Source organism: Anaeromonas frigoriresistens, assembly GCF_016820655.1.
Taxonomy (GTDB): domain Bacteria; phylum Bacillota; class Clostridia; order Tissierellales; family SIT17; genus Anaeromonas; species Anaeromonas frigoriresistens.
This window is the reverse complement of sequence record NZ_WSFT01000015.1, coordinates 13,062-28,398: the sequence shown is the minus strand read 5'-3', so window position 1 is coordinate 28,398 and position 15,337 is coordinate 13,062. Positions and strand designations below refer to the sequence as shown.

The following is a 15,337-nucleotide window of genomic DNA, read 5'->3' as shown; positions in this document are numbered from 1 at the left end:
ATTAATAAACATTGACGAATTCCTACTATTATAGTAGGATATATTTATAGATTTAATTCAGAGTAATTTACTAGGAATTAATTATCGGATTAAAGGAGATGAATGATTTGAGTAAAAAATTATTAGATATTAAAAATTTACACTCTAGAGTAGAAGAAGCTGAAATACTAAAAGGTTTAAACTTACAAATAAATAAAGGTGAAATTCACATTATCATGGGTCCTAATGGAGCTGGAAAATCAACCTTAGCGAATGTGTTAATGGGTCATCCAAAACATGAAATTACAGATGGAGAAATCATATTTAATGATGAAAATATAAATGATTTGGAAGTAAATAAAAGAGCCAAAGAAGGGCTATTTCTATCCTTCCAATATCCAGAAGAGATCCCAGGGGTTACAGTGGAAAACTTTTTAAGAACTGCTAAGTCATCTATCACAGAAGAAAAACAAGGGATATTCGCTTTTAGAAAGATTCTAAAAGAAAAGATGGAGTTACTTGAGATGGATGAATCCTATGCAACAAGATATCTTAATCAAGGATTCTCAGGTGGAGAAAAGAAAAAGAATGAGATTCTACAAATGGCAGTATTAGAGCCTAAATTAGCTATACTAGATGAAACAGACTCAGGACTAGACATTGATGCTATTAGAATCGTCTCTAAGGGAGTTAAGACCTATTCTAGTGATGATAATGCCATATTAGTTATAACTCACTATAATAAGATATTAGACTACTTAGAGCCAGATTTCGTTCATATATTAGTAGATGGAAAAATTGTTAAAACTGGTGGAGTAGAATTAGCCCATGAAATAGAAGAAAAAGGCTACGAAGAATTTAAAAGAGAGCTTTCATAATTAGGGGTGAATATTAATGGAAAAAAGAAATAAAACATATATTGCAGACATTGACCGCGGTATATATGATCAAAAAAATGAGTTTAAATACAAATATAAAACTGATAAAGGTTTAACACCTGAAATAGTAAAGGAAATATCTAGAGAAAAAAATGAGCCAGAATGGATGCTAGAATTTAGATTGAAGGCATTAGAGATATATAAATCTAAACCTATCCCTACTTGGGGAGCAGATTTATCAGGTTTAGATGTAGAAAATATAGTTAATTATATTCGCCCTGATGCAGATATGAGTGCAAATTGGGAAGATGTTCCGGAGGATATCAAAAAAACATTTGATTCATTAGGAATTCCTGAAGCAGAGAAAAAATCTCTAGCCGGAGTGGGAGCTCAATATGACTCCGAAGTAGTATACCATAATATAAAACAGGAGCTAGTGGACCAAGGAGTAGTATATACAGATATGGACACAGCCATTATTGAGTATGAAGATATAGTAAAGGAATACTTCATGAAATTAGTACCACCAAATGATCATAAATTCGCAGCCCTTCATGGAGCTGTATGGTCAGGAGGATCCTTTGTATACGTTCCAGAAGGGGTAAAGGTAGATATACCCCTCCAATCATACTTTAGACTGAATGCACCGGGAGCAGGACAGTTTGAGCACACTTTGATAGTAGTAGAGAAGGGTGCAGAGGTACACTTTATAGAAGGATGTTCTGCACCTAAGTACTCCGTAAATAATCTCCATGCAGGATGTGTAGAATTATTTGTTAAAGAAGATGCTAGATTAAGATATAGTACAATAGAGAACTGGTCAAGAAACATGTATAATTTAAACACTAAAAGAGCAGCAGTAGACAAAAATGGAACAATAGAGTGGGTCTCAGGCTCATTTGGATCAAAAGTATCTATGCTATATCCTATGAGTATATTAAGAGGTGAAGGAGCCAGAGCAGAGTTTACAGGTATTACCTTTGCAGCTGGTGGTCAATATCTAGATACTGGTTCAAAGGTAGTTCATGCAGCTCCTTATACCACATCTAATATTAATTCCAAGTCTATATCTAAAGATGGAGGATATGCTTTTTATAGAGGGCTTTTAAGAGTAGCACCAAATGCCCATGGAAGTAAATCCACGGTATCTTGTGAATCATTAATGTTAGATAATGAGTCAAACTCAGATACAATACCAATTATTGAATTAAAAAATGATGATATCGATATAGGACATGAAGCAAAGATCGGTAGAATAAGTGATGAAGCTATATTCTATTTAATGAGTCGAGGAATAGATGAAGAAGAAGCAAAGGCTATGATAGTAAGAGGATTTGTTGAGCCTATAGCCAAAGAGCTACCTCTTGAATATGCAGTAGAGCTTAACAATCTTATCAAGTTAGAGCTCGAAGGAACAATAGGTTAAGGGGTGAGAAGATGTATAATGAAAATTTAATTAATAATTCAAGTTTTAAAAACTACAGATTAGATAGATTAAAAGAATATAATAAACTTCAATTACCTGAATGGAAAAGAATAAGACTAAAAGATTTTCAGATACCAGAATATAAAGAATATAACAATTTACAAATACCTATAGAAGAAAAATTAGATATTAGAGATATCAAGGAAATAAGGGAAGATATAAACGAATTCACTAAATACTTAAGAGTGGATGAAGAATTCGGTGTAGATAAAAAGTTTGTCACATTGACAGAGACTTTTTATAATACTGGCGTAATAGTAAAGGCAGATAGAAATAAAATAGTAAAGGATCCAATAAGACTAGACTTTCATATGGATGAAAAGAATCCAATAGTGTTGGACCATAACCTAATCATAGCTGAAGAAAATAGTGAATTAACAATAGTGATGGATTATACTTCAGATATAAAAGCCTTTCATAGTGGAGTTACAAAAGTATATGCAAAAGATAATTCAAATGTAACAATTGTGAAACTTCAAAGAATGGAAAGTGAATCAAATGATTTTGATTCCAATATAGCCTTTGTAGGAAGAGATGCAAAAGTAAACTGGATATCTATTGAACTAGGAAGTAAAATAACTTCATCAAGCTTTATCACAAACTTAAAAGAAGATAATAGTGAAGCGGATCTTAAGAGTATATACTTCGGTGATAAGGAAATGGGTATAGATCTTCAATATACAATGAATCACTATGGAAGAAGAAGTCTAAGTAATATTGAAACAAAGGGAGCATTAAAGGATAAATCAAAAAAAGTATTTAGAGGTAATTTAGATTTTAAAAAAGGCTCCACCAGATCGAAAGGCGAAGAAGAAGAATATGTACTTCTACTAGATAAAACAGTGAAATCTGATGCAATACCAGCTTTAATATGTGGTGAAGATGATGTAGAAGGAGAGCATGCAGCCAGTGCAGGACAAATAAATTCTCTAAAATTATTCTATCTTATGAGTCGTGGAATGAGTGAAAAGGAAGCTAAGAAAATGATAGTAGAAGCCTCATTTAGACCTATAATAGATGAAATACCCTATGAAGACTTAAGAGAAAAAGTTCAAGAAAACATTCACGGGAGGCTTATAGATGGAGAAGCTTAATGTAGAGAAAATCAGAGAAGATTTCCCTATACTAAATCAAGAGGTAAACAATAACCCCTTAGCTTATCTAGATAGTGCTGCTACCACTCAAAAGCCTTTAAGTGTAATTAGAGCAATGGAAAAATACAATAGAAGTAGTAATGCTAATATTCATAGAGGGGCCTATACATTAAGTATAAAGGCTACTGAAGAATATGATAAAGCTAGAGAAAAAGTAAGGGACTTTATAAACAGTCCCTCTACCTCTAGTATTATATTTACTAAAAACACCACAGAAGCTATCAATTTAGTAGCCTTCTCCTATGGATTAGATAATATAGGTGAGGGAGATGAGATAGTAGTATTGATTACAGAGCATCATAGTAATATTTTACCTTGGCAGATGTTAGTCCAGAGAAACAAAGCTATACTTAAGTTTGTATATCTAAATGAAGAAGGCTTAGTAGATATGAATGACTATAAAGAAAAAGTAACCGACAAAACTAAGCTGATAGCTACAGGGCATATATCTAATGCTCTAGGTACAATAAATCCAGTAAAAGAAATCATAGAGTACGGACATGAAAAAGGTGCTATTGTATTAATAGATGGAGCTCAAGCTGTACCCCATATGAAGGTAGATATCCAAGAACTAGACCCTGATTTTTATGTATTCTCTGGACACAAAATGTTAGGACCTATGGGAATAGGAATACTATATGGTAGAAAAGAAATATTAGAGAGTATGTCTCCATTTTTATCTGGAGGAGATATGATTGAGTATGTAGAAGAACAATCCTCTACCTATGGAGAATTGCCATATAAATTTGAGGCAGGAACTCAAAATGTAGAAGCAGCTGTAGGTTTAAAGTCAGCTATAGAATATTTAGAAGATATAGGCCTGGAAAATATAAAGAAGCATGAAATGAAGCTTACTCAATATGCCCTAGAGAGAATGAAGGAAATACCCTATGTGACTATATATGGTCCGGAGAATATTAAAAATAGAAGTAGTGTCATATCCTTCAATATAGATGATGTTCATCCCCATGATGTGGCGACAATTTTAGATAGCTATGGTGTAGCAGTGAGAGCAGGACATCATTGTGCACAACCTTTGATGAAACATTTAGGGATAAACGCTACCTGTAGAGCAAGTTTCTATCTATATAACACTATAGAAGAAGTAGACCAATTTATTGAGAGTTTAAAAAATGTAAGGAAGTGGTTAGGCTATGGATCTTAACTCAATATATACAGAACTAATAATGGAGCATAATCAAAGTGGTCATAATAAGAGACATCTAGATGACCCCGATCATAAGGAAAGAGGACACAATCCCAGCTGTGGAGACGATTTAACCCTAGAATTAGAATTCGACGGAGATATCATCAAAGATGCAGCCTTCACCGGCCATGGATGTGCAATATCCCAAGCATCTACCTCAATGATGATAGATTTAATCAAAGGTAAATCTAAAAGAGAAGCCTATAATCTAGTAGATACCTTTATAGGAATGATAAAAAAAGAAGTAACAGATGAAAAAGAATTAGAAATATTAGAAGATGCATTTATCCTACAAAACATATCAAACATGCCAGCAAGAGTAAAATGCGCAGTACTAGCCTGGCATGCATTACAGGAGTCAATAAAAGAAGATGTGAGATAAGGTGAATTCCGAAAGGGATTTGCCTTTTATTTTTTGTAAAAAGGAGGAATTTGTCAGAATGGTGGAGAATATTGGTGATTAAGGTGATTTGAGATTAGGTACAAGTAGATGTTACCGAAACAAAGTTCGGTAATACCTATATATAGTAATAAAATACGAATTATAGGTTCGGGAAGATATTATTAGGCGACATTGCGTACTAGTTTTATGTTCTGAGACTATTCTCTCTTTTTTGTGCAGGATATGATAGGATTTTGATGTTCTAAATAGGTATACTTTTATAGTAAGGAGGCGATTAGGTGGAGTGGATAGAGCAATTAAACAAAGCAATTAATTATATGGAAGAACATTTAGACAAAGAGATAGAACTTGAAAAAATGGCTGAAATAGCATGCTGTTCAACATTTCATTTTCAAAGAATGTTTTCGTATATTGCAAACATACCTTTATCGGAGTATATTAGGCGAAGAAAAATGACACGAGCGGCTTTTGAATTACAGACTAAAGATATTAAAATTATTGATATTGCTATGAAATATGGGTATAATTCACCAACTGCTTTTACTAGAGCATTTAAAAATGTTCATGGTATTTCACCGTCAGAAGCAAAGTTTAGTGGTCAGAAGTTAAAGGCATTTCCACCTATCACCGTTAAAATATCTATAAAAGGAGATGTGGAAGTGAATTATAGAATTGAAAAGAAACAAGCTTTTAGAGTAGTTGGCGTGAAAGAACAATTCAAGATAAGCATTGAGGAAAATTTTGAGGTAGTTCCTGGCTTTTGGAAAAAGACAGTTGAAAGTGGTATGCTTACACAAATATGTTCTTTGATGTGTAAAGATCCGTTTGGTGTTTTAGGTGTCAGTTCTTGTATGAGTGGTAAAGATTTTGATTATTATATTGCTGTAGCTACAGACAAAGAAACTCCTGATGGAATGTATGAGTATGAAGTTCCCGAATGTACCTGGGCTATTTTTGAATCGGTAGGACCCTTACCAGAAGCACTGCAGAATTTGCAGAGACGTATTGTGACTGAATGGCTTCCAACATCAGGATATGAGTATGCAAAGGCACCTGATATAGAAGTATATTCAGATGGAAATCAACAATCACAAGACTATAGGTGTGAAGTGTGGCTTCCTATTGTGAAGAAAGCCTAAGAAAATGAAATTCAAAATAATGGAGGAATTGAAATGGTTCACGTAGTATATTGTGATAATAAAGAGAAGGAATTAGAAAAAATTATTGAAGGAACTAAAACTATGGTTATCAGAGCAGCAGCTGGTAGAAAAATACCACACAGCAGAGTATTTGAAGGTGAGACGTTATATTTTATGAAAAAAGGTACTGGACAAATATCTGCAACTGCTACAGTTAGAAGTGTACAAAACTATGTAAAACTACCGGAAGAAGATATTAATAGAGTATTGGAAGAAAATCAAGACAAACTTAATTTATCAGAAAAACATAAGATACGATGGCATAAGAAATGTATGTGTTTAGTTGAATTTGGTAATGTTGAGGAAATAACTCCATTAGTATTTGACCATCAAAGAAATATGGATGATTGGTTAATCATCGAAAAAATAGAGGACGTAGTAGTTGGGACAAGTATTCCATATAATTATGTAAAATCTAGGTTTTAGTTTAACCTATTTTTTATCTTATGTAATTTAAGGATAGATACATATAGTTTCCGTACGCAACATCGCCTAACAGAGTGTTGCCAACATTCATCAGCATTTGGGGTCAAGCTTTGTGAGAGCTGATGAACATCGGCAACACCAGACGTTATAGGTCATGATGATATCGAGGCAGTTCTTTGGGAGTCTTTTTTTGGAAAAATACATGAGAAGAAAAAAGAATATATTCAAGAAGCTGTTTGTAGCAAATTTGTGGATAATAAGTAATAAAGAGGTGTCTTGATGAAAAATATTTTATTTTTATGTGGTCCAAATGGAATAGGAAAAACTACCATTTGCAAAGAAATTATTAATCAACTACCAAATTCAGCCTATGTTGATTCCGACCCATGTAGGATCATGAATCCATTTGTTTTAAATGATGACACCATACCTACAATTGCAAAGAATATTAGCGACTTGCTTATCAATTATTTAAAGTGTCCTATTGTTAATACTGTCGTTTTCTCATATGGTTTTCATGGACGAAGGAGAGAGGTGTTTCAAAGGGTCTTATCAGAGGTTTCCAAAATAGAACATAACCTTATACCCTTTTTACTTTGGTGTAGCGAAGAAGAAAATATCAGTAGGATGAATGTAGATAACAGAAGCAATGACCGTATTCAAAGGGCTTTAAATGAATCTCGAAAATCATTTGATGATGTCATTTATCCTAAATTAGATATAACTAGTTTATCAGTTTCAGAAGCTGCAAAAACTATAATTAAAGAGGCAATATTATAAGAGACAAGAAGTTTCTAATAATAAATTTCAATTCACAGAGTTGGAGTAACATGATTTTAATTCCAATTATCTCATATTATTTATATTATATAAAGGGTTATGGCGGGTAAAATTCATCATCACGTCCTATAACAAAATGTTTGTGAAAGTGCGCTCGGAGAGAAGGAGTTAGGGACAGCGAGCGCCTTTTCACTGGGAGCAAGCTCCACCAAGAAGTATTCCTTTAGGGGCTCAGATCAAAGGCGTCCCAAACATGAGACGTTATAAGACATCACATAATTCATTCTACCTAGAGTGTATGAAAGGTATGAACGAAGCTTTATTAGGTATGCTAGAAAATACAAATCCCAAGGTTGGATATATAGCATCTCAATCTGATCCGTGCCGAAAGTTTTTTAAAAAAGCTAAGGATTTTTATGAAAGCATAGGCATTAATTCTATCAACTACTTTGATATCGAAGAAGAATATCAAAAGGAAAATGAAGGGTGGTTATTTAATTCAGATATCATACACCTGTCTAGTGGAAATACCTGTTGATGTAGTTAGTCTAAAAGAATTAGGAATTGAATCAAAGGTTAAAGAAGATGGTAAGAATCCTTTGGAAATCTCCATAAAAAAAGCAAAACAGTATTATGAAGAAGCTAAAATACCCACCTTTTCTATTGACGCTGGGTTATATATTGATAAATTCAGTGAAGATAAACAACCTGGAGTATATGTTAGAAGGATTTATGATGATAGAGAAGAAGTTTCCGATGAAGAGATGTTAGATTACTATATTAAAGAGCTTGAAAAATGTGGTGGAGAGAGTAAAGGATGTTGGAAGATAAGTCTAACACTAGTATTAAATGAAAAAGAAATACAATCTACAATATTTGAAAGAGAAACTTATTTCACATCGAAAAAGTGTAAAGAGATATCCTGTAGTGAACCATTAAATTCTATTCAAATTGATAAGAAAACAAATAAATATTTAGCTCAACAAACAGCTGAAGAAAAGAAGCATGCTCAACACAATTTATCAAATCATATATATGAATTTATGAAGAAAAATCTAGTGTGAATTCCAATTTGGAATTCATCTTTTCTATAATTAAAAGGAATTTTTTGGATATTATAGAAAAGAAGGATGAAGGGATAATTTAATATTAAATATGAGTAGATATTAAATAAATATGGATAGGAGTTCAAATGAAGAAAAAGAGAATAAATAAAAGATTCATAATTGTAATATGTTTGATTATGTTAAGTTATTTTATCGTTACAGCTATAAGTATATATTCCTATAGTGAATATGATAATTTGACTAAGGCAGATGTAGTAATCGTACTAGGAGCAGCTGTTTGGGGTGAAGAACCTTCCCCTGTTTTCAAAGCGAGAATAGATCATGGAATATGGTTATACAAAAATGGATATGTTAGCAAGATTATTTTCACAGGAGGACAAGGCAAAGAACAAGAAACTGCAGAATCAATAGTAGCAAAAAAATATGCTGAGAAGAATATGATACCAAGTAAAGATATATTAATTGAAACAAAATCCAAAATTACTGAACAGAATATATCCTATGCTAAACAAATTGTACAAGATAATGGATTAGATAGTTCTATAATAGTTAGTGACCCTTTGCATATGAAAAGAGCAATGTTGATGGCAGAAGATTATGGATTAGAAGCTTATTCATCTCCTACGCCTACCTCAAGATATAAAACTTGGAAAAGCAAAGGAAAGTTTTTATTAAGAGAAGTTTATTATTATATAGGATATAAAATATATAGAATTATTAATTAATATAACTCAGCAATTGTAGCTAGTTCAATAAAGGTTGAACTAGCTACAATTGCGTGTGAATTTAATTAATACTATAATTGCTTTAAAATAACATCTTTTAAATCTTTTACTATTTGATCATTATCCTTAATGCTATTATTTCCTGAAATGGAATTTCGGATTATTTGTACTCCTTCTTTTATTATTCTGTATTCATTTGGAGTAAGTAAATCTAGATTGTCTGTCACTCTTATTAAATCTACTTTTGTGTTATATTGATTTTCTAGTTCTATACGCATTGCTTTGATTGAATCAATCAATATTCCATTAACTTGTTTATTTGCCAAAGGTATTAAATTTTCCCCTATTTCAATAATAATATGGTCCTTATAATTTTCTATGTTAAACATCCTTTCATTATTTTTTTGAAAATATATTTGTTCTCTGACAAACTCTTTAACATTTAGTTTGCTATCATCCTTTAAGCTGAGTAAATCTAGAACAGTTATTAATATTTGTTTTTCATTATGTAATCTGTTAATATCACTACTTATATCAGATATTCTCTTTTGAAATAAGGACCTAATAGTATCGCTATCCATAGTTTTTAGTATGTTTTTTATTTCAGCTAGTTTTATACCAAGTTTCTTGAAGAAAAGTATAAACTCAAGTCTTTCTACCTGAAACTCATTGAATACTCTGATATTGGAGTTGTCTCTATCTGGAGATACTAATCCAATTTCTTCGTAATATCTAATTGTCCGTATAGAAATTTTATATTTTTGAGCTAATTCATTTATTTTCATGGGTATTCCTCATTTCATTTTTTTATGAAGCATTTCTTAACTTTATCATAAATGATTACGTAACGTAACTGTCAAATATTAATCTTAGAATAGATTAATATGAATAATACATACTTCACGCTATCTAGCTTAAAAGCAGTTTTAAATATAGGGTAGATTTTTCCTTAAAATTTATAATAAAAGTTCCATAGAATAAAAGATTAGCCTGATATCAATCCTAGATATCGAATTTTTTGTAAAAAAAGGATTTTACTGAAATATATAGAATAAAAATATTAAAGAACAAATTAATATTAGTCCTAAGTAGATATTACCGAAACAGAGTTCGGGAATATCTATGTTATATGAAATTTCTGGATAAGATAGCATATCATTTTTAATAATTATGAGGAGATCAATATGAATGAAAATATTGTAAAAATGTTTAAAGAAATTAATAAAAAGGATAATAATATAAGGTTAAATGCTTTAAATCAATTACTTAAAATTACAGATAGTCCTGTAGATTGGTTTGATGATATCTATCATGAATTAGTTGAGAAGTTAAAAAGTAATAATTCTTACCAAAGGTCTATAAGTATTCTTCTTTTATGTAATTTAGCTAAGAGTGATAAGAACAATAAGATTACTGATTTAATTGCTGAAATACTCACACATACATCTGACAAAAAATTTATTACTTCAAGACAATGTATTCAAAATATATGGAAAATTGCTATCATAGATGAAAGTTATAAAAACCAAATCGTAAAACATTTAAAAAAACAGTATCTAAATTGTAAAGAAGCAAAACATTATAATCTTATTCGTGAGGATATTATTGAAACTTTTAATAATATTTATAAAAATAATATAGATAAAAAATTAAAAGAAGATATATTGAAATTAATTGAAATAGAGGAATCTGAAAAATTTAAAAAGAAATATCTCAAAATTATAAAATAGTTTTAAATATAAGGGGCGATGAAAAAGTGATATTTGATTTGTTTAAGATAGAAAAAATAGAACCCAAAATTAAAGAATTGGATAAGACAATATATTTTCTTGGTTTAAAAACTGAAACTGATGATAAGCGAATTGGGAAAGATGTAAATAAACTTGGTAATGAATTTAAAAATATTAAAAAAATATATAGTATTCCAAATGCAAAAGAACCAAGAATTTTTATAGCTTTAACAAGAAATTATAATCCTAAAACTGGATATATGGAATATATTATGGGAGATGTAGTTAAAGAAATTCCTGATAGTTTTCCCGAAAATATAGATGTACATAATGTGCCACAAGGAAAGTATGCTGTTTTTACTATAAAACCAAAATATTCATTTTTATGGGGTTATACTTTAGGTAAAATGAAAAGTTATATCTATAAAGAATGGCTTCCACGTTCTCAATATAAAAGTGGTACTGAAATAGATGATTTCGAGTATCATGATCATAGGAGTATATCTAAAAAACCAGGAATTGATTTATATGTTTCAATTAAAGAAAAATAGAACGTTTAAATGTTCCATGAGTCCAGAAACTTCATATAACAGCAAGGTTTATGGCCCCACTATTGTTGCGCCCAAGTTCAAGGATCTAACATAAGAGCTATGTAAGGCCCTTGAACTCCGTAAACCTGCGGGACGTTAAGGAATATAATACGAACTATAGAATCGAGAATATGTTGTAATAAGAAATTATGATATCTGAGGTGTTTTTTGGAGTTTTACTTGATAAATAGCCAAACGTTACATCATAGTAGAATTTTGTGAAGTAAAGGTTATTTATATAATCTACAATTTAGGAGGTGAACTAGTGGTTAATTACAAAGAAATGACTTGCTCTATAGCCTGCAACAAGTTAAAAAGAAAAATTCCATTTGCGTGGGACTTGAATATATATCGTGGGTGCGAGCATGGTTGCAAATACTGTTATGCTATGTATTCACACTATTATTTAAATTCTGAACTGTATTTTGAGGACATATATGTGAAAACAAATATTGTTGAGAAGTTGGAACAACAACTCAGCAGTCGCTCTTGGAAAAGAGAAGTCGTCAATATAGGAGGTGTTACCGACAGCTATCAACCAATAGAAGCACAATATAAGTTGATGCCTGATATTTTACGGCTGATGATTAAATATAAAACACCTTGCATTATTTCTACAAAATCGGACTTGATTTTAAGAGATTATGACTTAATCTCACAGCTTGCGAACATTACTTATGTTAATGTGGCTGCAACCATTACCAGTATGGATGAAAATATCCGAAGAAAGATAGAACCAAATGGTGTGAAATCTATTAAAAGATTTGTAATGTTAAAAGAATTTTCAAAAACTAATGTTTCTACAGGGTTGCATTTTATGCCTATTATCCCTTATATCACAGATAGTAGAGATAATGTTGATAAACTATATGCTAATGCAAAGGATTGTGGGGTAGATTATGTTCTTCCTGGAACACTTTATTTAAGAGGAAAAACACGAGGAGTATTTTTTGATTTTATTAACCAAGAGTTTCCACATTTATATGAGGCGTTACAAACCCTATACAAGACAGGTGGAGTCGGTAAGGAATATAAAGACGAGCTATATTTGATGGTGAATGAATTAAAAAGAAAATACAACCTTTCGAGCAGTTATTCAAAGCCCATGAAAGAGAAATTAAATCAATTAGAAAATAAACAACTGACACTTTTTTAATAAAAAGGAGGAAATGTTATGGTACATGTAGTTTATTGTGCTGATAAAGAAAAAGTTTTAGAGAAAATTTTTGATGGATCAAAAACAATGATAATCAGAGGTGCTGCAGGAAGAAAAATTCCACACAGTAGAGTTTTTGAGGGCGAAACGCTGTATTTTATGAAAAAAGGAACAGGGCTGATTTCAGCAAAGGCTTCTATTATATCTGTACAAAATCATACTAAGCTCTCACCAGAGGAATCACTTCAAACCATTCAGGATAATCAGGACAAACTCAATTTATCAGAAAAGCAAATTGCAAGATGGAATAAAAAGTGCTTGTGCCTTGTTGAGTTTGATAATGTAGAGGTAATTTCTCCCTTAGAATTTGATCATCAAAGCAATATGGACGATTGGCTAATAATCGAAAAAATAGAAGATGTGGTTGTTGGCACAAGTATTCCATATAATTATAACAATATTAAACTCAAATGAGATTATGAACAGAATCTTTAAGGATTTATGTGTGATATTCTCCTTATATTGGGAAGGATGATAGAGTAAAAGGTATCATTACTTCTTATAATATGCTATTTACAAACATTCCATTACAAATTTGTGAAACGTCGTAAAATAGCATTATGTTTAGATGAGGAAGAAGGGGCTTGAGCATATCAAGAAATAGAATATCTGCTAAATTGGATAGGTGAGTTTCGAAGAAGGATCTTTTCTTAAATAATTTTTTTAGAAAAACTCAAAAGAGAGACTCTATAAAACAATAAAGCAATTTCATATCTTTAACAATATATCGGGTTTTTGTAAGAAAGTATTTTAGTGAGTCATGGAGATAAAAGAAAATAAAGAATGACTTTATATCAAACATAAGTAGATATTATCGAAATAAAAATTAGAAATACCTATATATAGTAATAAAATACGAACTATAAGATTGTGAAGATATTGTTAAGTGTTCCATGGCAATATCCGAGTAAAACTATGAGTTTTTATATAAGGTATTGAGTATACTGAGTCAATTATTAGTTAGATTACTGTAGTTATTATATAATGCTAAGAAATGTTAATTAGGTAAAGTGTAGGAGGGATATTATGAAGCAATTTCCAACACATATAGTAGCTGTAGATGGTATTGTTGAAAATGAAAAAAATGAAATTCTATTAGTAAAACATCGAGATAAGGAAATATGGACTATACCTGGAGGTCAGGTTGAAATAGGTGAAAATCTTACGGATGCTTTGATTCGTGAAATCAAAGAAGAAAGTGGAATTGATGTTACTGTTAATAAATTAGTCTGTATCTCTTCCAATACTGGTACATATGAGGGCTATAATGGGTATGGGATTGTTCCTACTAAGGTAATGTTGGGGTTTACATGCTCGTTTATAGGTGGAGAATTAAGTGTTTCTGACGAGACCTCAGATTCACGCTGGGTTTCTAAAGAAAGGGTATTAGATTATATCACTAATCCTAATTTAATTGAAAGGTTTAAAGCTTATTTAAAATTTGATGGGAATATACAATATATAGAGTATATTACAAAACCGAGTTATGACCTGAAGTTAAAAATTAAAATATAAAGTTGAAAATACTAGGAATTATACTTGATTAAACATAGTATTTTCTCCAAGCTAAAGAAAGGGTTTCAGGGCGACAGATAATGCTAGTAATTTTATATGCAACATTACAATAAATATAGGAGGCTGAAATGGCTAAAATTAAACCTAAAACATACATGAAAAGGGATACTAAAATTATTGTAAGAAGTGCAGAAATAAGTGATGCTGGTGAGTTACTCTCTGTAGTTCCACAGTTAGATACTGAAACAGATTTTATGATGAGAATAGAAGGTGAGTTTAATTTATCCCTGGAAGATGAAATTAATTTTATAAAAAGAAAACTTACAAGTGAAAAAGAATTATTTATTGTGGCAGAAGTTGAAGGGAAAATAGTAGGCACATTAGGGGCAAGAGTAAATGATATGTTCAGAACCAAACATATATGTAATTTTGGTATTGGAGTATTAAAAGAGTATTGGAGAAAAGGAGTAGGTAGTATTTTACTTACCACTATGTTGAAATGGGCAGAAGAGAAAAATATAAAAAGAATAGAGTTAAAGGTAGTATCAGAAAACGATAGTGCCTTAAGATTATATAGAAGGTTTGGGTTTGAAATAGAAGGTACCCTGAACAAAGATCATTTTATTGGCAATGATAAATATCTCGATTCTTATATAATGGCAAAAACAATTGATAAGGTTTAAAAACCAGTAAGATGGAATCTCACAAAAAAGTAGTTGTTACCTTTTAATATATCAATTACATCATTTGAGTTAATATTATATATGAAATCAACAAATAAAAGAATCACTAGAATTATAATGATTAGGATCATAGCAATAATATTATTATCTATATTTCATTAATAATCTTATAGCTGTTTTATCTATATACTTTCTTTTAAGTAGAGTATTAGTAGATAAAAATACTGCTTTAATGATTACCATAATATACATAGGTTCAACTTCAGAAGTATTGAACAGATTCTTTACAAAAATTCAGA

At 30.9% G+C, this 15,337-nt stretch carries 18 protein-coding genes; 17 read left to right on the top strand and 1 reads right to left on the bottom strand.

Features of this window, described 5'->3' with window-relative positions; genetic code table 11:
- Window positions 1-98: 98 nt before the first annotated feature.
- The 11 genes from sufC (at window position 99) to GOQ27_RS02440 (ending at window position 9,304) form a co-directional block, all read left to right on the top strand.
- Window positions 99-857 (top strand): Fe-S cluster assembly ATPase SufC, encoded by a 759-nt coding sequence (gene sufC, locus GOQ27_RS02490; protein ID WP_484477098.1) that lies wholly within the window; start codon window positions 99-101, stop codon window positions 855-857.
- 16 nt (window positions 858-873) lie between these two features.
- A complete protein-coding gene (gene sufB, locus GOQ27_RS02485; protein ID WP_203365240.1) occupies window positions 874-2,283 on the top strand; it encodes a Fe-S cluster assembly protein SufB in 1,410 nt (469 codons plus the stop codon).
- A gap of 11 nt (window positions 2,284-2,294) precedes the next feature.
- Window positions 2,295-3,437, top strand: a complete 1,143-nt coding sequence (gene sufD, locus GOQ27_RS02480) for a Fe-S cluster assembly protein SufD (protein WP_203365239.1) — start codon at window positions 2,295-2,297, stop codon at window positions 3,435-3,437.
- Window positions 3,424-4,662: a cysteine desulfurase gene (locus GOQ27_RS02475; RefSeq protein ID WP_203365238.1), complete on the top strand. Its 1,239-nt coding sequence runs from the start codon at window positions 3,424-3,426 to the stop codon at window positions 4,660-4,662. The genes sufD and GOQ27_RS02475 overlap by 14 nt, the downstream gene beginning before the upstream one ends.
- Window positions 4,652-5,086: a Fe-S cluster assembly sulfur transfer protein SufU gene (gene sufU, locus GOQ27_RS02470; protein WP_203365237.1), complete on the top strand. Its 435-nt coding sequence runs from the start codon at window positions 4,652-4,654 to the stop codon at window positions 5,084-5,086. The genes GOQ27_RS02475 and sufU overlap by 11 nt, the downstream gene beginning before the upstream one ends.
- A gap of 299 nt (window positions 5,087-5,385) precedes the next feature.
- The gene (locus tag GOQ27_RS02465; protein ID WP_203365236.1) at window positions 5,386-6,246 is read left to right on the top strand and encodes an AraC family transcriptional regulator; all 861 of its coding nucleotides are present in this window, start codon (window positions 5,386-5,388) and stop codon (window positions 6,244-6,246) included.
- A gap of 33 nt (window positions 6,247-6,279) precedes the next feature.
- Window positions 6,280-6,732 (top strand): IolE/MocC family protein, encoded by a 453-nt coding sequence (locus tag GOQ27_RS02460; protein ID WP_203365235.1) that lies wholly within the window; start codon window positions 6,280-6,282, stop codon window positions 6,730-6,732.
- A 279-nt stretch (window positions 6,733-7,011) separates the two neighbouring features.
- On the top strand, window positions 7,012-7,512 hold the full coding sequence (locus GOQ27_RS02455) for an ATP-binding protein (RefSeq protein WP_203365234.1): 501 nt from the start codon (window positions 7,012-7,014) through the stop codon (window positions 7,510-7,512).
- A gap of 253 nt (window positions 7,513-7,765) precedes the next feature.
- Window positions 7,766-8,050: a hypothetical protein gene (locus tag GOQ27_RS02450; protein ID WP_203365233.1), complete on the top strand. Its 285-nt coding sequence runs from the start codon at window positions 7,766-7,768 to the stop codon at window positions 8,048-8,050.
- Window positions 8,034-8,576 (top strand): non-canonical purine NTP pyrophosphatase, encoded by a 543-nt coding sequence (locus tag GOQ27_RS02445; protein WP_203365232.1) that lies wholly within the window; start codon window positions 8,034-8,036, stop codon window positions 8,574-8,576. The genes GOQ27_RS02450 and GOQ27_RS02445 overlap by 17 nt, the downstream gene beginning before the upstream one ends.
- A gap of 128 nt (window positions 8,577-8,704) precedes the next feature.
- A complete protein-coding gene (locus GOQ27_RS02440) occupies window positions 8,705-9,304 on the top strand; it encodes a YdcF family protein (RefSeq protein WP_203365231.1) in 600 nt (199 codons plus the stop codon).
- A 71-nt stretch (window positions 9,305-9,375) separates the two neighbouring features.
- On the opposite strand, the gene GOQ27_RS02435 is transcribed toward GOQ27_RS02440, so the two are convergent.
- Complete coding sequence (locus tag GOQ27_RS02435) at window positions 9,376-10,089, bottom strand: MerR family transcriptional regulator (RefSeq protein WP_203365230.1); 714 nt, start codon at window positions 10,087-10,089, stop codon at window positions 9,376-9,378.
- Window positions 10,090-10,488: 399 nt separating this feature from the next.
- Between GOQ27_RS02435 and GOQ27_RS02430 the strand changes: the two genes are divergently transcribed.
- The 6 genes from GOQ27_RS02430 to GOQ27_RS02405 all read left to right on the top strand — a co-directional run bounded on the left by GOQ27_RS02430 (window position 10,489) and on the right by GOQ27_RS02405 (window position 15,038).
- The gene (locus tag GOQ27_RS02430; protein ID WP_203365229.1) at window positions 10,489-11,034 is read left to right on the top strand and encodes a hypothetical protein; all 546 of its coding nucleotides are present in this window, start codon (window positions 10,489-10,491) and stop codon (window positions 11,032-11,034) included.
- A gap of 26 nt (window positions 11,035-11,060) precedes the next feature.
- Window positions 11,061-11,585 (top strand): GyrI-like domain-containing protein, encoded by a 525-nt coding sequence (locus GOQ27_RS02425; RefSeq protein ID WP_203365228.1) that lies wholly within the window; start codon window positions 11,061-11,063, stop codon window positions 11,583-11,585.
- Window positions 11,586-11,889: 304 nt separating this feature from the next.
- Window positions 11,890-12,780: an SPL family radical SAM protein gene (locus GOQ27_RS02420; RefSeq protein ID WP_350445869.1), complete on the top strand. Its 891-nt coding sequence runs from the start codon at window positions 11,890-11,892 to the stop codon at window positions 12,778-12,780.
- An 18-nt stretch (window positions 12,781-12,798) separates the two neighbouring features.
- Window positions 12,799-13,254 (top strand): hypothetical protein, encoded by a 456-nt coding sequence (locus GOQ27_RS02415; protein ID WP_203365227.1) that lies wholly within the window; start codon window positions 12,799-12,801, stop codon window positions 13,252-13,254.
- Between the two features lie 612 nt (window positions 13,255-13,866).
- Window positions 13,867-14,355 carry an NUDIX hydrolase gene (locus GOQ27_RS02410; protein WP_203365226.1) on the top strand — a complete coding sequence of 163 codons (489 nt, stop codon included), beginning with the start codon at window positions 13,867-13,869 and terminating at the stop codon, window positions 14,353-14,355.
- A 128-nt stretch (window positions 14,356-14,483) separates the two neighbouring features.
- Window positions 14,484-15,038, top strand: coding sequence for a GNAT family N-acetyltransferase (locus GOQ27_RS02405; protein WP_203365225.1), 555 nt, complete (start codon window positions 14,484-14,486; stop codon window positions 15,036-15,038).
- Window positions 15,039-15,337 lie beyond the last annotated feature (299 nt).